The organism is Amycolatopsis echigonensis, from assembly GCF_002846615.1.
Lineage (GTDB): Bacteria > Actinomycetota > Actinomycetes > Mycobacteriales > Pseudonocardiaceae > Amycolatopsis > Amycolatopsis echigonensis.
On sequence record NZ_PJMY01000003.1, the window covers coordinates 2,067,319 to 2,083,828 of the forward strand.

Consider the following 16,510-nt stretch of genomic DNA (forward strand, 5'->3'; position numbering starts at 1 on the left):
TGGCTGCCGGCCCCCGATTCGTTCTTCGTCGTGCTGCGGACGGTCAGGAGAGTTCCTTAAGCCCGCGAGCGGAGGGGATTACTCCCCCGTCGCCTTCGCGATGATTTCCTTCGCGACGTTCGCGGGAACCTCGGCGTAGGAGTCGAACACCATGGAGTAGTTCGCCCGGCCCTGGGTACGGGACCGCAGGTCGCCGACGTAGCCGAACATCTCCGACAGCGGGACCAGTGCCTTGACGACACGGGTACCGGCGCGCTCCTCCATGGCCTGGATCTGGCCACGGCGGGAGTTGAGGTCGCCGATCACGTCACCCATGTAGTCCTCGGGAGTCGTGACCTCGACGGCCATCATCGGCTCGAGGATGACCGGGCCGGCCTTCTTCGCGGCTTCCTTCATCGCCATGGAACCGGCGATCTTGAACGCCATCTCGGAAGAGTCGACCTCGTGGTACGCGCCATCCAACAAGGTGAACTTCAACCCGACGAGCGGGTAGCCGGCCAGCACGCCGTACTGCATGGCGTCCTGGGCGCCCGCGTCGACCGACGGGATGTACTCCCGCGGCACGCGGCCACCGGTCACCTTGTTGTCGAACTCGTAGAGAGCACCGTCGGTGCGCTCGAGCGGCTCCAGCTTCACGATGACCTTCGCGAACTGGCCGGAACCACCGGTCTGCTTCTTGTGGACGTAGTCGAGCTTGTCCACGGTCTTCTTGATGGTCTCGCGGTAGGCGACCTGCGGCTTGCCGATGTTCGCCTCGACCTTGTAGTCGGACTTCATCCGGTTGACGAGCACCTCGAGGTGGAGCTCGCCCATGCCGGCGATGATCGTCTGACCGGTCTCCTCGTCCAGGTTGACCTGGAACGTGGGGTCTTCCTCGGCGAGCTTCTGGATCGCCAGGGAGAGCTTCTCCTGGTCGGCCTTGGTCTTCGGCTCGATGGCCACCTTGATGACCGGGTCCGGGAAGGTCATCGACTCGAGAACCACCGGGTTCTGCGGGTCCGCCAGGGTGTCCCCGGTCGTGGTGTCCTTCAGGCCGATGACCGCGTAGATGTGGCCGGCCAGGGCCTCGTCGACCGGGTTCTCCTTGTTGGAGTGCATCTGGAAGATCTTCCCGATGCGTTCCTTGCGCTCCTTGGTCGCGTTGACGACCTGCGCTCCGGCGGCGACCTTGCCCGAGTAGACCCGGATGTAGGTCAGCTTGCCGAAGAACGGGTGCGCGGCGATCTTGAACGCGAGCGCGGAGAACGGCTCTTCGGTCGTCGCGTGGCGGGTGACCGGGGTCTCGCCGTCCGGCAGCAGGCCCTCGACCGGCGGCACGTCCAGCGGGGACGGCAGGTAGTCGATGACCGCGTCCAGCATCGGCTGCACGCCCTTGTTCTTGAACGCGGAGCCGGCCAGGACCGGGAACGCCTCGCGGGTGACGACGAGGTGGCGGATGCCGTTCTTGATCTCGTCCTGCGACAGCTCTTCGCCCTCGAGGAACTTCTCCATCAGCGCGTCGTCGGTCTCCGAGACGGCCTCGATCAGCTTCTCGCGGTACTCGGCCGCGCGGTCGGCCAGCTCGGCCGGGATGTCCTCGACGGCGTAGTCCTCGCCCTTCTTGACCTCGCCGCGCCAGACCAGGGCCTTCATCCGGACCAGGTCGATGACGCCCTCGAAGTCGTTCTCCGCGCCGATCGGCAGCTGGATGGCCAGCGGCCGGACGCCGAGACGGTCCTCGATGGTCTTCAGGGTGTAGTAGAAGTCAGCGCCCAGCTTGTCCATCTTGTTGACGAAGCAGATGCGCGGGACGTCGTACTTGTCCGCCTGCCGCCAGACCTGCTCGGACTGCGGCTCGACGCCTTCCTTGCCGTCGAAGACCGCGACCGCGCCGTCGAGCACCCGCAGGTTGCGCTCCACCTCGACGGTGAAGTCGACGTGCCCGGGGGTGTCGATCAGGTTGATCTGGTAGTCGTTCCAGAAGGTGGTGGTGGCAGCCGAGGTGATGGTGATGCCTCGCTTCTGCTCCTCCTCCATCCAGTCCATGGTGGCGGCGCCGTCGTGGACTTCGCCGAGCTTGTAGTTGATCCCGGTGTAGAACAGGATCCGCTCGGTGGTGGTGGTCTTACCGGCGTCGATGTGCGCCATGATGCCGATGTTGCGGACCTTGTTGAGGTCGGTCAGCACTTCACGTGCCACGAGAATGTTCCCCTGTCTCGAACGTGGGGCCCGGCATGGCTTCTATCGGCAGCCGGGCGGTCATCACCAGCGGTAGTGCGCGAAGGCCTTGTTCGACTCGGCCATCTTGTGCGTGTCTTCGCGGCGCTTGACGCTGGCGCCAAGGCCGTTGCTCGCGTCCAGAAGCTCGTTCTGCAGACGCTCGATCATCGTCTTCTCGCGGCGCTGCTGCGAGAAGGAGACCAGCCAGCGCAGGGCCAGCGTGGTGGAGCGGCCGGGCTTGACCTCGATCGGCACCTGGTAGGTGGCACCGCCGACGCGGCGGCTCTTCACCTCGATGGTGGGCTTCACGTTGTCGAGCGCGCGCTTCAGCGTGACGACCGGGTCGGTGCCGGTCTTCTCGCGAGCGCCTTCCAGCGCGCCGTAGACGATGCGCTCGGCGAGGGACCGCTTGCCGTCCTTCAGCACCTTGTTCACCAGCTGGGTGACCAGCGGGGAGGCGTAGACGGGGTCGGAGATCAGCGGCCGCTTCGGCGCCGGACCCTTGCGAGGCATTAGCTCTTCTCCTTCTTCGCGCCGTACCGGCTGCGCGCCTGCTTGCGGTTCTTCACACCCTGGGTGTCGAGCGAACCGCGGATGATCTTGTACCGAACACCCGGCAGGTCCTTCACACGACCGCCGCGCACGAGCACCATCGAGTGCTCCTGGAGGTTGTGCCCCTCACCGGGGATGTATGCGGTGACCTCGATGCCGCTGGTCAGCTTCACACGAGCAACCTTGCGCAGGGCCGAGTTCGGCTTCTTCGGGGTCGTGGTGTACACGCGGGTGCACACGCCACGACGCTGCGGGCTCCCCTTGAGGGCCGCGGTCTTCTGCTTGGCAGCCTTGTCCTGGCGGCCCTTGCGGACCAGCTGCTGGATCGTGGGCAATGGACCAGCTTCCTGTCGTGATCTTGCTTCTTCGTGTCTTCACCGGTCCCCGCGGTCGGGCGTGTCGGCCCGCGTCACGGTCTCGCGACCGGTAACTTCCCGGAGGGATTTTCCGTCGGAACCCCGCGCGGCGAGGCTGGTGAACCGGGTGCGAAAGCACCCCGCTCATGCCCAACGGCACGCGGAGCGGCCCGACGCCTGCCGGGCACGGTCTCCAAAGATACCCGTCCACTCGCGGAGCGGTCCGGGCGGGGGGTCGCTACGGTCGCCGACCGGTCATCGTAACCCCAGATCGGGGCCTTGAGACGGCGCCGCGCGGGACTTCCCGGCATGCAGAACGCCGCGCGGCGGGACGCTATTCCCGGGGAGGTTCCCGCGGTCAGGGCGCACTCGGGTTCGCCTGCCGGGACACGGCGACCAAGGAGTGGGCGGCTGCCGGGCGTCCGCCGCCGGGAGCTCCGGCGGGACGCGCGGGGGCGTTAAGAACGCGAGAGAAATTCTTCAGCGGCAAGGAGAAGGGCCGCCGGCTGTTCCACAATGGACCGCGCCCCGGGGTGACAATCACCTCACCGGGGGGCCTCACCGGGGGGCGGAGCCGCGAGACCCGGCCCGGCGGCGTGCACCCGCCGGGCCGGCCGCGGGTCAGTCCTCGTCCGGCTTCGCGTGGTCGGGCTTGCCCGGGTTCGGGTCGCGCGACAGATCGATCAGCGGGTGCACTCCAGCCCCCTCCGGCGCGGCATGGCTGCCGCCGGTCTTCTTGTCCCCCGGCTGGTCTACGTTCTCGCTGCCGTCCATGTCGCCTCCTCGTTCGGTTCCCCTGCCGGACCGCACGGTACCTGCCGGGGAAATCGGTGGACGGCCTCCCCAAGATGAAGGACGTGGACTGGAAGATCAGCGAAATCCCGCCCGGACACCCGGACGCGGCGGCGATCCTGCGCGAGTACCTGGACGAGCTCGCGTCGCGGTATTACGGCCGCCCTGCCACGTCCGCCGAGGTGGACGCGGCGCTGGCCGACGAGCCCAGCGACGGGCTCGTCGCGCCGACCGGGGCGTTCCTCATGGCCTACCGGGACGGGAAACCGGCCGGTTGTGTCGGCGTGCGGATGGTCGAGCCCGGGCTGAGCGCGTTGACGAAGGTGTACGTACGCCCGGAACATCGCGGGCACGGCGGCGGGAAGCTGATCGTCACGGCGGCCGAAGAAGCGGCGAAGCGGCTGGGCTCGTCCCGGATGCGGCTCGACACCCGAGACGACCTGGTTGAGGCACGCGCGCTGTACGCGTCGATGGGCTACGCGGAGGTCGAGGCGTTCAACGACGACCAGTACGCCGAGCACTGGTTCTCCAAGGACCTCAGCTGAGCCGTCCCGCGCAGCTGGCGACCTCGCCGTCGGCGGCTTTCGCGGACCGTGCCAGCACACCGTTCACCGACACCCGGCATTCCACCGGGCCGCTCGACTGGCCCATCAGCTGCACGGTCGGCGCGACGTCCGTCTTCGGCCAGGTCAGAGTCTTGCGCCAGGGCAGGGGCACGGACAGTTCCTGCTGCACCAGGCCGAGGCCGTTGTCGTCGTAAACCACGGTGGCGGTGCCGGAGCCGGCGAGTTCATAGGTGATCTGCCAGGTGGACGGAGCGGGGGCGACCGGCGCGGTGGAGGTCGTCGGGGCCAGCGTGCGGGTCACGGTGCGGTCCGGGGCGCGTTGCGGCGCCCCGGTGGTCGGCGCGGACACGGCGACCGGGGCGGGCGCGGGGTCGTCGCCGGTGCCGAGGATCACCACGGCCGCGGCGACGGCGGCCACCGCGATGCCGGCGATGGCGAGCCGGCCGATCAGCTGTCTGTCCATGTTCCTTCTTTCGCCAGACCTCGCCCAGGGCCGCCGGTGACTCCCGGGGGACGAGGGGAGCCACCGGCGGAGCCGGGTCAGCCGGGCAGGATCCGGCCGGGGACGCCGTTCAGCGACTGGACCAGGCCCAGCACGGGCACGCCCAGCGGCGCGAACGTCCAGATGTTGTTCAGGTTCGACGTGTCCGGTTCGTCGACGACGGTGACGCCGGGCTGGTCCTGCGCGGCGGCCAGCGCGGGCGCGGCGGCGCCGAGTACCGCGGCTCCGGAGAGCAGGGTGGCGGCGGCTGCGCGGACGACTGTCTTCTTCATGGCTACTCCTTCAGTACTCAGGAAACGGCGGTGACGAGGTTAAACACCGGCGCGAGGAGCTGGGCCGGGGCTTGCGTGGTCGGGCCGAGGAGGCTGCCCGCGTCGAGGCCGGGGACGACCCAGACCGACGGGCCGCCGCCGGTCGGCGCTCCGGGGAGGCCGGGCAGGCCCGGGGTGGGCAGGGAGGGCAGGCTGCCGGTCGGCAGCGAGGGCAGGCCAGCGGGCTGACCGGCGGCGGACGGGTCCGGGGTGGCGGCGCTGGCCGCTCCCCCGGCGAATCCGGCGAACGCCCCGGCCGCGGCGAGCGGCAGCAGGATCCGGGCGGCAATGCGTTTCATCAGGGGTTTCCTTTCTTCGGGGAACTGTGGTCAGCGGAGCGCGCCGCTGATCGGGACGATGGTTCCGTCGGGGATCCACTGCCCCGCGTAGTCGCGCGCGGCCTGCATGCCGGGCGCGTGCGGTTCGTTCGGGTACATCGGCATCGCGTTGACCTGCGCGGCCGCGAACAGCTGCACCTCGCCGTTCACCGCTGTCCACTGTGGACCGAGCCAGGTCCGGAAACCGCCCAGCGACGGGCTTTCGCCGCCGAAGCTGTTGCCGACCGCCACCGCGTAGCTGACCGCGAGCTGGTCGCGCGGATCGAAGCGCAGCGGCAGGGCCGCGCTGGCCACGGTGTTCACGATGGGTCCGTTGAGCAGCCACGGCGCGAGGTACAGGCCGAACTGGTGGGTCGGTGTGAGCCGTTGTGATTCGGCGGCGCGGCTCATCGCGAGGTACCCGTCGCTCCAGCCGGAGACGACCACGAGCGCGGTGTCCGCCGCCGCGTCCGGGCGCACCGGCAGACCGACCCGAGCGGCGGTTTCGCGCACGAGCTGCCCGGCCTGCACGCCACGCGGCGAACGGTCCTCGACCAGCGTAATCGCCGACGGCTTCCGCGAGGCGAGGAATTCGACCAGCTTCACCAGCGAACCGCGGTCCTCCGACGACAACGCGTCCGAGGGACAGCTGGTCAGCACGTCCCGTTTCTCCGCCACCAGACCGCCGAGTGCGGCTTCCGCGCATTCCGGCGCGTCGGCGTCCGATACGGATGGGCCTGCCTCGGTGCCCGCGTCGACGTCGACCGTCGTGGTCGCGCCGCCCTTGTGCACGACGAGAGTGCTGCGTCCGGGCGGAAGTTCGACTTCGGCCCAGCTGCCTTCCGCGCCGGCTCGAGCCGCGGCAGTGGTCACGTTCCCGCCCTCGACGCCAGCGGACACGTCCGTGCCCGCGCTCGCCGGGAAGTGCACGAGGTTGCGCCCCGGCCGCTGTGGGCTGACCAGCAGCGGCACGGTCGCGCCGCCGACGGTCGCGTCCGCCAGCAGCGGCACTCCGGGCACGGGCAGCGGCGCTGGCTGCGGAACCGCGGCGAGTGCACTCCACGCGAGGAAACCGAGTGCGACGCCAGCGACGCCGTAGCGGTAGCCGCGGGTAGAAGCGTTGCGGGACAACAAGACCGCGGCAATTACCGTGACCGCTGCGGGCAGCAGGACGACCACGATCAGCGAGATTCCGAACAGCGTTTCGTACAGCCGTCGGTCGAAAGCGACCCCGGAGACGCCGAGCTGCACAACGCCCGCGAGCGTCAACAGTCCGGCAAGGCTGACCGACAGCGGACCGACGCGCAACGGCGTCGACCGCCACTGCTCTACCGGTACCCACGCCGACAGCAGGGTCACGCCGAACCACAGCGCGGCGGCGGCGACGTACACGGTGTCGATGGCGAAGGAGATGCCCGTGCCGTCGACGGAGGTCTCCAGCACCACGAGCACGACCAGCGCGAGCGAAGCCCAACGGCCCGCCGAAGGCCACCTCAGCAGCACCGGCACCGCGAGCGCGAGCACGATGTGGACGATCAGCGCGACGAGGTTGACGTCGACCGTCGCCGCCGACACCGCGGCCAGCACCGCAGACCCGATGCCCAGCGCGCCGGTGGTGAGCCACAGCTTGCGCGGCAACGGACCGACGAGCGGGCGCAGAATCCCGGTACCGGCGAGAAACGCCGTCGCCAGCAGCAGTGCCAACCGCAGCACCAGCGCGGCACTGTCCACCCCGGACGATCCGGTGGCGGCCGGAGTGACGTGGTGATCCATGGAGACCTTCTTCGGAGAAGAGCCCGGCGCGCGGACGGACGCCCGCGCGCCGGGAAGGAGTTACTTCACGTTCTGGTCGGCGACCACGAACAGCTCGGAGTGCGGCTTGGCGTTGCCGAAGTCCCCGTGCGGCCACGACTTCCGGTTGAAGTTGATGCCGACCTGGCCGGTGAACTCGTCGCGGAAGTTCTGGTCGACCGCGACCTTCCCGTCCGGGGACAGGTTCAGCAGGTTGACCTTGTGGTCACCGTCCAAACCGGACCGGGCGACGAAGTAGTTCGACACCGCGATGTGCTGCGGCTGCGTGGTTTCGTGGTAGAAACCGTCCGGGCCGAGCGCGAAGTTGTCGTACGCGCCCCAGTGCGGGCCCGCCCCGGGCACGCCCGGGTTGATCGGCGCGGAGCCGACGACCGTCGGCAGGTCTCCCCCGCCGCCCTGCTGCGCCTTCTCCAAGGTGTCGACGCGGCCCTTGATGTCCTCGACCTTGTCGCCGGCCGCGACCAGCTTCTGGATGTCGAGCACGTACACGCCGCCGGTGGTGCCGGGGTCGTCCGGGCCGAGCGCGCCCTTCTGCCTGCCCTGCACCGCGTGGTACAGGAACCGGTCGTCCGGACTGGTCTGCAGCCAGCCGCCGTTGGAGCTGGCGCCGTTGGAGTCGTTCTGCGAGTAGATCGGCTTGCCCGCGGTGCCGTCGTCGAACACCTCGATCCAGTGCGGATCCTTCGCGGTGATGTCCGGCGTGTAGAAGATCGCGCCGCCCTGCATCGTCTCGGCGAACGCGCCCTTGTGGCCGGGCAGGTTCGTCACCGTGGTCTCCATGACCGCGCGGCTTTCCGAATGCAGCGGGTCCGCCGGGTTCGCCCGCGGGCCGTCCTGCAGGTAGGACACCGCCTTCAGCTTGGGGTGGTTGCGGTCGGAGATGTCCCAGGTGCGGATCGTCGGACGCCGCAGGTACGGCGACGGCTGCTTCACCGGGTCGAGAATGATGTTCCGCGGTTCGGCGTAGTCACTGGTGACGAGGGTGTTGAGGTCCTCGCGCGCCTGGACGCCGTGCGGGTTCGCGCAGGACGGTTTGCCCAGCTGCGGCAGGTTGTCGCACAGCTTCGCGTTGTCGCCCTGCGGGGTCGCCGCCGGATTCTGCGACAGCACCTGCGCGTTCTTGTCGAAGTGCACGACCTCGCCCGGACTCCCGGCGAAGCCGTTTCCGATCTGCGTGGAACCGTCCTGGTACGCGTACGGACCGGGCACGACCGGACCGCCCATGTACGTGCCGTACGCGGTTCCGTCCTTCAGCACCCAGTACGCGTCGGGCACGGAACCGCCGAGCGTCTGCGTCGGCAGGCTGATGCCCTTGAGTTTCAACTGGGGCAACGCACTGACGTCGAACGCGTACGTCGCCGCGGCGAACAACGCACCGGCGTAGATCGTGTCGCCCTTGTGCCACACGTATTGCATGTGGTGCGGCTCGTTCTCGACGAGCGGCCCGACGGTCGCGGTGTTCACCACCTTGCCGTACGTCGGCGAGCCCTGTGTCGCGTCGATCACCGCGAGAAAATCGGGGCCGGGCAAGGCATTTTTGGCCTTTCCGAGGCCGCCGCCGAGCGAACCCGGCAGGTTTTTGACGTCCTTCACCGCGGTGTCGGCGATGTTCTCGTCGCCGGCCCAGACCAGCAGCCACTTCTTCGGCGTGCCGTCGGCGGAACGCGCTTGCGCGGCGAGGTCTTTGCTGACGAGGTGGTTCTGCACCCAGTACTGCTTGCCGTCGGACGCGGTTTTGGCGTCGGTGACCACTTGGACGTCGGCGTAGGCGCTGGTGCTGGACCCGGTGTAGGTCACCGCGCCGATCGCGAGCGCCACCGCGCCGGCGACGGTCAGCGCTTTCCGCCATCGGGGCGGGGCGCCCGAGGAGGAGCTGAATCGCATTGTGTCTCCCTGTTTGTGTTCCCGTGAAGCGCCCGGGAAGGCACTTCTTTCCCCGTTCCGCGGGCAGCACGAAACCCGCGCGAAACCCGCGCCGAACAGAGAAAGCGTTCATCCCCTCGGGTACGAGAAACCCGTTGCGGGGCAAGAGAAATCAGCCAGCCGGATACGGCCGGGAGAAAAGGTCAGGAATCCCTACACAGCGCACTGGCCTGCTGGCGCAGATCCACGTGCAGACGCCACACCAGGGCAACCGGAAAGGACATGCGCGAAATACTCTGGCGAACCGCACGCACTGTCAATGCGGTGATCAATCGTGGGAACATCGACCGAAGGGGTGAATATCCCACGAACTGGGCCGACTTGCCTGGCCCGCCCGGCGCACCGGGCAAAAGCGGCGGCGCTGACCTGCGATGCTCCGTTCGGCCCACCGTATGTTCGCCGCTTCGGCGTCGCGGGCGGGGCTGTTCGCCCGATATGTTCGTTACCTTTTCGTGACCAAATCTCGGGAACTCTCGGTCCTTCGCCGCCGACCGAGCCGCGACCCGAAGGCGCGAATCGGGACGAAACGTGCATAATCCGCTACGGGGACGAGGGAGGGGAAGACGTGGGACAGGACAGCGTCGCGGACCGGGTCGAAGGAAAAGTCAACGGCTACGACGACAGCCTGGTCCAGAACGCGTCCGACCTGGCGAAGAAGCGCCAATCGTCGGCAAGGGCTACAGCACGATCTCCGGTGCCGTCGACAAGTTCAGCTCGGCCAAGGACGCCGGGGACATCGCGGTGGCGAGCGGCCAGCTGGTGCAGGACGGCACCGGCTTCGTCGCGGGCGCGGCCGTCGACGTGGCGTGCTTCGCGCTCGACCCGGTCGGCTAGCTGGTCAGCAACGGCCTGAACATGCTGATCGAACTCGTCCAGCCGCTGCAGGACGCCCTGCACTTCGTCACCGGCGACGGCCCTGGCCTCAAACGCGCGTCCGAGAACTTCACCGAGATCGGCAAAGGCTTCGTCACGCTGGCCGACCAGTTCGTCACGGACGGCGACGAAGCGCTCAAGGATTGGCAAGGCGAAGGCGGCGACGCCGCGAAGAAGGCACTCGCCCAGTTCTCCCCGGGCATCAAGGGCATCGGCACCGCGGCGGGTGCGGTCGCGGACACGCTTCAGATGTGGCCGATGGTGATGACCACGTCGATCGCCAAGGTCGCGAGCGTGGTCGCCAAGGTCACCAAGACCAGGGCCGCGCTGTTCGGCGACGCGGCCAAGGAAGCCGCCGAGAGCCTGCCCAAGAAGCTGTATGAGGAAACGGTCAAGGAGGTCACCGGATCCAGCCCCGGCGACCTGTCCAAAGGCCCGGGCAGCCAGGGCAAAGCAGCCTACAAGATGGGCAGCAAAATCGTCGACTACGCCAAGAACCCGTCGGTCGGCGACGGCAAAACCGCCGAAGAAACCCGCGACAACCTCGACATGGGCGAATAAATGGCAGAACCGCTTCCCTGGTACATCGTTCTCGGCTACCTGACCGCGTTCGTCCTGCTCTGGATCGCGGGCCGGACCGAGGGCGGCGGCACAGTCACCTCGGCGATCAGCAACATCGCCTGCGGCCTCGTTTTCCTCGGCACGACGCTGACCTGGTTCACCGTCAGCATGGAGGTCCGCGCGCCGCTGGCGGTCTGGATCGCGCTGCCGGTGGTGTTCGTCGCCTTCGTGCTCTGGCAGTCCTGGCGGCAACGAGATTCGCTCCGCCGCCTCGGCGTCACGAACGAGGTGACCTTCGGGGTGCTGCCGAAGCGAGGTCGCACCGTCCCGTTCGACCAGCGGGACAGCCTGTCGCTGCGGCGAGTCCTCGAACTCGAGCACCAGGGCCACCGGCTGCTCGGCGTCGAATACCCGCTCACCGAGCCGGATTCGGCCACCAGCCGGGTCACCGACCGCGTCGGCGGCATCTACTCCATGATCGAACTGCGGATCCCCGCCAGCCCGACGCTGCTGATCACACCGAAGGTCGGAGCGTTCGAACCGGACTACACCACCCCGTTCGAGGACGCCCGGATCACCCGCATTCAGGTCGGCACCCCGAAACCGTCGTTGAAGCCGTCCGTGCAACCGCGGGAGGTCCTGGCCGGGGAGCCGCACAAGGTCGCGGTGGACCCGGAATTCGACCGGCGCTTCGAGGTCACCACCGAGGATCCCGAGTTCGCCGCCAAAGTGCTCACCCCGGAAGTCCGTGAGCTGATCCTGAGCGACCTGTGGTTCCGGGTCCACGAGGTCGTGTTCGACCAGGACGCGCTCTGGACCGCGGAAGCCGACGGGCTGAACGAAGACCGGCTGCTCGGCAACGCGCGCCACCTCGCGATCTTCGCCGCGGCTGTGACGCCGAACCTCTGGCCCGGCACCGAGTTCGCCCGGGTGACCGCCCGCGCCGAAACTGGCTACGACCTCTGGTTCGACGAGAGTCGGGGTTTCGTGCGGAACCGGGTGAACCGGTACCGCGAAGCGATGGACCGGCAACCGCTCTCGCCCACGACGGTGCTCACGCGCTCCCTGCTCGCCGCGGCCATGGTGATGCTCGGCCTGCTGCCGATCGCCAACGGCATCGCCGCGGCCGCCGGTCTGGCCAGCGAAGTCCAGCTCACCGTCCTCGATTCCACCGCGGGCGATGCCGGCCGCTCCTGCGGACCCAACCGCACCCAGATCTGCGACAGCCAGTCCCCCGCGGTCCGCGGCACCTACGAGGACAGCGGCCAGACCCACGAGGTCGTCACCACCTGGCGTGTCGGCCAGCTGCCCGAGCGCGGCGACGTGGTCCCGGTGCGGATCGGCCCGATCTGGTGGAACACGGTGTTCCAGAACAGCGACGCCGTCGCGTCGACCATCCTCGTCGCGTTGCTCCCGGTCGCGTTGGGGCTGCTTTTCTTCAAGATGATCTTCCGCCCGAAGGCTCCCCGCCGGGTGCGCATCCTGCGCCAGCTCCAAGAGTCCCGTCAGGCCGAGTCTCGGCCTTAGCGAGCCGGATCGCTGACTTGCGGTGATCATCCGCCCCGGATTTCTCACTCCTTAAGCGCGAAGCAGACAGAAGCGGCATAATCCCGCGCATCAGCGAGGTGCAGGGAAGGTGTGACCGCCGTGTCCGAAGAGATGGACCGACTCGTCGCGGAGTTCGAGAAGTTCCAGACGAAGCTCAAGCAGGCCGAAGCGCAGTTCGCGAAGGTCGGCGACATGCAGGAGGAACTGAACGCGCTCGAAGCGCAGGCTATGTCGCCAGACCGGTCGGTCACCGTGGTCGCGGGCCCGAGCGGTTCGGTCAAGGACCTCCGGCTCTCCCCGGACGCGCTCCGCCAGCAGCCGGACCAGCTGGCGTCCACGATCCTGGCGACGCTGCACCAGGCGGTGGCCGAGTCCGCGCGCAAGCAGGCCGGGATCGTCGACGAGCACGTGGGCACGGCCTTCGGGCTGAACGTGTCCGAGCAGGTCCTCGAAGCACAGGCGGCTGGTCTGGGAACCACCGTGGAGGAATTGGAGTCCAACCTCCCGGAGGCGCAGCCGCGACAAGCAGGACCGGTACAGGACGACGAGGACTTCGCCAACAATGACCTGCTTCGCGACGACCGCCGGGCGCCTCAGGCACCTCCGCCGGCGCCGCCCTCGGCGTCGGCGGGCGATCAGTTCCTAAAGAACTTGTTCAACGACGAGGAGGACCACCGGTGACCCACAGCGTCGTAACGACCGCGATCACGAAGTACTCGACCGGGCTCGACCACTACAAGAGCGAAGCGGGCAAGTTCGGGAATCTCGTGGGCCAGGCTGACGTGGGCGACAAGTCGTGGGGCCTGATCGGGTTGGTCGCCAAGCAGACCTACACCAGCAAACTCGACGAGCTGAAGCAGCTGCTCGACGCGATGAAGAACGGCCTCGAAGGGCTGCAGGGCAAGCTCGACAAAGCCGCGGAGATCTACGACGGACATGAGAAGGACACCGTCATGACCTTCGGCAAGTTCAACGCCAAGATCGACGGACCGCTCTGAGCAGGGGAAACTCATGGGACAGGACAGCGTCGCCGACGGCGTAAAGATCAAGCACGAAGACGGTTTCGGGCACAACGTCCAAGAGACGATCAAGAAGACGCCGTTCGTAGGCAAGGGCTACAGCACGGTCTCGGGTGCCATCGAGAACTTCGGCGATGCCAAGGATGTCGGGGATGTCGCCGCCGCCAGCGGGCAGCTGCTCCAGGACGGCGCGGGTTTCGTCGCCGGCGCGGCGGCGGACGCGGTGAGTTTCGCGCTCGACCCGGTCGGCTGGCTGGTCAGCAACGGCCTCAACATGCTGATCGAATTGATCCAGCCTCTTCAGGACGCCCTGCACTTCGTCACCGGCGACGGTCCTGCCCTCAAGGAAGCCTCGGGCAACTTCGTCGAGATCGGCAAGGGCTTCGTCGCTCTGGCTGACGACTTCGTCAAGAAGGGCGACGAATCGCTCAAGGACTGGCAGGGCGAAGGCGGCGAGGCCGCGAAGAAGGCGCTGGCCCAGTTCTCCGAAGGCATCAAGGGCATCGGCTCCAGTGCCGGTGCGGTCGCCGAGACCTTGCAGATGTGGTCGATGGTGATGACCGTCATCGAAGAGGTCATCAAGGCCATCATCTCCGAACTGGTCAGCTGGCTGATCTACCTGTGGCTGCCCGCGCTCGCCGCCTCCGTCGTCAGCCTCGGCTCGTCGGTCGCCGCGGCGATGTCGGCGTCGGTGGCCAAGGTCGCCAGCGTGATCGGCAAGGTCACCAAGCATCTCGGCAAGCTCGGAAAGCTGCTCGACAAATTCATCGCGTTCCTCGGCAAGTGGACCGACGACATGATCAAGCAGGGTTCGAAGCTGACCTCGGGCGGCACGATGATCAAGCCGGGCGAGCAGAAGGCGATCGACGGCATCCTCGGCAAGTCCGAAAGCATCGGCACCAGGCTGAAGGCGACCGGCGAGGAAGCTCTCAACACGCTCAAGAACGTGCCGGGCGAGGCGTTCAAGCAGACGTTCGGGGTCAACCCGGCCGATATGAAGAAGGGCTCCGCCTACGTGGGGAAGGGCCTGTACGACATCGCGGACAAGACGATCAGCAATTCCCGCGACCTTCACAAGTCGGGCCAAGCCACGGACAAGGCAGGCCCCCATTCCGAGGACGAGACCCGCGAAAACCTCGACATGTAAGGTCGCCGCGTGACGGACGAGATGATTGTCCCTGGCTATTTATTCGGCGGCTACGCGCTGTCCTTCGTGCTGCTCTGGATCGCCGCCTGGGCCGAGCGTCGCAGCTCGGTTCTGGCGGCGATCTTCCATCTTCTGTGCGGGATCACGGTTTCCCTCACGACGCTGTACTGGTTCTTCGCCAGCATGTCCGTGCCGCAGTGGGCTTGGTACGGCGTGCCGCTGGTCGTCGCCGCACTGCTCACCTGGCGCGGCTGGCGTCAGCAGCACTGGGTCAAGCGCGTCGACTCCAGCGGCGAAGCCAGCTTCGGTTTCCTTCCCCGGCACGGGCTCGCCGTTCCGCGTGACCATCCCGACCCCTGGCCGAGCCGGGCCACGGTCGAGTTCACTCACCACGGGCACCGGCTGCTCGGCATCGAGTATTCGACCGAATCTCCTTACCGGGACGAGAACTTCCGCCGGAAGTCGAAGCTCGCCGAAGCGCTCGGTTCCATCTGCTCGGTCGTGGAGCTGCGCATCCCGAAGGCACCCGCGCTGACCATCTCGCCGAAGCTCAAAGCCTTCGCCCCGGAGCACTTCACTCCGCTGGAAGACATGCGGATCACCCGCAATCAGTTCAGCTGGCTGCGTCCGGACACCACCCTGCACGAATTCGAGACCGATCCCGAATTCGACCGCCGGTTTTCCGTCTACACCTCGGATCCGGATTTCGCCCGGGAAATGCTGACCGGCGAGGTCCGCGAACTGCTCCTGAACGACCGGTTTTTCCGCGTGCACCAGGTCGCCTTCCGCGAGGACGCGCTCTGGACCACCGACACCGGCGGACTCACCGAAGACCGGATGTTCGACAACTCCCGCAAGCTCGCGGTGCTTGCCGCCGCGGTTCCGTCGCGCGTCTGGGAGAAGTGGGCGAACGACCGGCACTTCCGCTCCATCTCCACCAGTGCGGACACCCGCTACGACGCGTGGATCGGCCAGCGCGGCGGCTTCCTCCGCACTCCGCTGAACCGCAGGCGCGATGCCCGCGACCGGCAGCCAGTCACCTCGATTTCGCTGACCGCACGCACGCTCATCGCACTAGCCCTGCTCGCCATCGGCGTGGGACCGGCAGTCAACTCGATCGCGGTGCTGACCAGGCTCGCCCCGCAGGTGCAGGCGACGGTCACCCGGGTCAGCGAAGGCGGCACCCGGCATTGCGTGACCACATCCGGCGGCTTGTCGTGCACTGCGGACCGGGCCGAGATCGACGCGACCTACGAGCAAGACGGCGGCATCCGCGAAATCACCGCCGACTGGTCCCGTTCCGAGCTTCCCGCTCGCGGCACCGTCGTGGAGGTCGCGGTCGGCCCGCTCTGGGGACACCCGGCTTACCAGCTCGGCTCGATGTACTCGGCCCTCGATGTCCTGGGCGCACTGATCTGGGTCCTTCCCGGGCTCCTCCTGATCAAACGCACTTACTTCCCCAGCGTTCCCCGCCGGACGAGAAAGAAGCGCGAAGCCCTCGCCCGGACCTGACCAGTCAGAGCCGATGCCCGCAATCCGAGCAGAACACCGCACCCGCCCTGGCTTCCTTGCCGCATTATCCACAATGGACAGTCGGCGGCAGTGCACTCCCGCATCCGGTGCAGAACTTCCCGCCGGCCGCCTTCAGCCCACAGCCCGGGCAGGCCTGATCTGGTGCGGATCTTCGGGCGGACGAAGGACCTCACGAACCATCAGCACAAGATTTTCGGCGCGGAAGCGCGAAGCTCGCCTTCGGGTGGCCGCTGGGAACAGTTCCCGTTGCCGGAAAACGAGCTCACCGGCTACACCAGCGACCCCGAGTTCGCTGCCCGGGCGGTCAGCCCGGACACCGTGGACTGGCTGAGCCGCAACCGCGACCAGCTGACGAACATCATCGGACTCGACCGCGGCTGGTGCTATGCCGTGTACCGGGACCAGCTCGGCCCCGAAACCCTCCTGACCCGCATCGACCTGATCGCCGAATTCCTGGACCGGATCGGCGTCCCCTCCGCAGCCTGAAGCCCGAGAAAGC

Annotated in this window: 17 protein-coding genes and 1 pseudogene; 8 read left to right on the forward strand and 10 right to left on the reverse strand. The window is 67.8% G+C overall.

From position 1 onward, the window contains the following. Window positions 1-78: 78 nt before the first annotated feature. The 4 genes from fusA to ATK30_RS14350 all read right to left on the reverse strand — a co-directional run bounded on the left by fusA (window position 79) and on the right by ATK30_RS14350 (window position 3,881). Window positions 79-2,178 (reverse strand): elongation factor G, encoded by a 2,100-nt coding sequence (fusA, locus tag ATK30_RS14335; RefSeq protein WP_101436017.1) that lies wholly within the window; start codon window positions 2,176-2,178, stop codon window positions 79-81. A gap of 63 nt (window positions 2,179-2,241) precedes the next feature. Further along, a complete protein-coding gene (gene rpsG, locus ATK30_RS14340; protein WP_009072291.1) occupies window positions 2,242-2,712 on the reverse strand; it encodes a 30S ribosomal protein S7 in 471 nt (156 codons plus the stop codon). Further along, window positions 2,712-3,086, reverse strand: coding sequence for a 30S ribosomal protein S12 (gene rpsL, locus ATK30_RS14345; protein WP_003102113.1), 375 nt, complete (start codon window positions 3,084-3,086; stop codon window positions 2,712-2,714). The genes rpsG and rpsL overlap by 1 nt, the downstream gene beginning before the upstream one ends. Before the next feature lie 642 nt (window positions 3,087-3,728). Continuing rightward, entirely contained in the window at window positions 3,729-3,881 is a 153-nt protein-coding gene (locus ATK30_RS14350) for a hypothetical protein (protein WP_101436018.1), read from the reverse strand. Window positions 3,882-3,937: 56 nt separating this feature from the next. Between ATK30_RS14350 and ATK30_RS14355 the strand changes: the two genes are divergently transcribed. After that, window positions 3,938-4,444, forward strand: a complete 507-nt coding sequence (locus tag ATK30_RS14355) for a GNAT family N-acetyltransferase (protein ID WP_312878113.1) — start codon at window positions 3,938-3,940, stop codon at window positions 4,442-4,444. Here ATK30_RS14355 and ATK30_RS14360 read toward each other — a convergent pair. The 5 genes from ATK30_RS14360 to ATK30_RS14380 form a co-directional block, all read right to left on the reverse strand. Continuing rightward, window positions 4,437-4,928 carry an MmpS family transport accessory protein gene (locus ATK30_RS14360; RefSeq protein ID WP_101436019.1) on the reverse strand — a complete coding sequence of 164 codons (492 nt, stop codon included), beginning with the start codon at window positions 4,926-4,928 and terminating at the stop codon, window positions 4,437-4,439. The two genes, ATK30_RS14355 and ATK30_RS14360, sit on opposite strands and share 8 nt — an antisense overlap. 77 nt (window positions 4,929-5,005) lie before the next feature. After that, window positions 5,006-5,239, reverse strand: a complete 234-nt coding sequence (locus ATK30_RS14365; RefSeq protein WP_101436020.1) for a hypothetical protein — start codon at window positions 5,237-5,239, stop codon at window positions 5,006-5,008. 17 nt (window positions 5,240-5,256) lie between these two features. After that, the gene (locus ATK30_RS14370) at window positions 5,257-5,577 is read right to left on the reverse strand and encodes a hypothetical protein (protein ID WP_101436021.1); all 321 of its coding nucleotides are present in this window, start codon (window positions 5,575-5,577) and stop codon (window positions 5,257-5,259) included. A 30-nt stretch (window positions 5,578-5,607) separates the two neighbouring features. Next, complete coding sequence (locus ATK30_RS14375; RefSeq protein ID WP_101436022.1) at window positions 5,608-7,368, reverse strand: hypothetical protein; 1,761 nt, start codon at window positions 7,366-7,368, stop codon at window positions 5,608-5,610. Between the two features lie 60 nt (window positions 7,369-7,428). Further along, a complete protein-coding gene (locus ATK30_RS14380; RefSeq protein ID WP_244194613.1) occupies window positions 7,429-9,291 on the reverse strand; it encodes a selenium-binding family protein in 1,863 nt (620 codons plus the stop codon). A gap of 894 nt (window positions 9,292-10,185) precedes the next feature. Here ATK30_RS14380 and ATK30_RS14385 point away from each other — a divergent pair. The 6 genes from ATK30_RS14385 to ATK30_RS14410 all read left to right on the forward strand — a co-directional run bounded on the left by ATK30_RS14385 (window position 10,186) and on the right by ATK30_RS14410 (window position 15,990). Next, window positions 10,186-10,764 carry a hypothetical protein gene (locus ATK30_RS14385; RefSeq protein WP_244194614.1) on the forward strand — a complete coding sequence of 193 codons (579 nt, stop codon included), beginning with the start codon at window positions 10,186-10,188 and terminating at the stop codon, window positions 10,762-10,764. Further along, entirely contained in the window at window positions 10,765-12,291 is a 1,527-nt protein-coding gene (locus tag ATK30_RS14390) for a hypothetical protein (RefSeq protein ID WP_101436023.1), read from the forward strand. A gap of 120 nt (window positions 12,292-12,411) precedes the next feature. Continuing rightward, on the forward strand, window positions 12,412-12,993 hold the full coding sequence (locus tag ATK30_RS14395) for a YbaB/EbfC family nucleoid-associated protein (RefSeq protein ID WP_101440826.1): 582 nt from the start codon (window positions 12,412-12,414) through the stop codon (window positions 12,991-12,993). After that, the gene (locus ATK30_RS14400) at window positions 12,990-13,310 is read left to right on the forward strand and encodes a hypothetical protein (RefSeq protein WP_101436024.1); all 321 of its coding nucleotides are present in this window, start codon (window positions 12,990-12,992) and stop codon (window positions 13,308-13,310) included. The genes ATK30_RS14395 and ATK30_RS14400 overlap by 4 nt, the downstream gene beginning before the upstream one ends. A 13-nt stretch (window positions 13,311-13,323) precedes the next feature. Continuing rightward, window positions 13,324-14,478, forward strand: coding sequence for a hypothetical protein (locus ATK30_RS14405; protein WP_101436025.1), 1,155 nt, complete (start codon window positions 13,324-13,326; stop codon window positions 14,476-14,478). A 9-nt stretch (window positions 14,479-14,487) separates the two neighbouring features. Beyond that, window positions 14,488-15,990, forward strand: a complete 1,503-nt coding sequence (locus tag ATK30_RS14410) for a hypothetical protein (RefSeq protein WP_101436026.1) — start codon at window positions 14,488-14,490, stop codon at window positions 15,988-15,990. 4 nt (window positions 15,991-15,994) lie between these two features. Here the strand turns inward: ATK30_RS14410 and ATK30_RS47275 are convergent. Then, window positions 15,995-16,054: pseudogene (locus ATK30_RS47275) on the reverse strand (zinc-ribbon domain-containing protein); the annotation flags it as partial. Between the two features lie 98 nt (window positions 16,055-16,152). On the opposite strand from ATK30_RS47275, the gene ATK30_RS14420 reads away from it, so the two are divergent. Continuing rightward, window positions 16,153-16,497, forward strand: a complete 345-nt coding sequence (locus ATK30_RS14420) for a hypothetical protein (RefSeq protein ID WP_183123722.1) — start codon at window positions 16,153-16,155, stop codon at window positions 16,495-16,497. Window positions 16,498-16,510 lie beyond the last annotated feature (13 nt).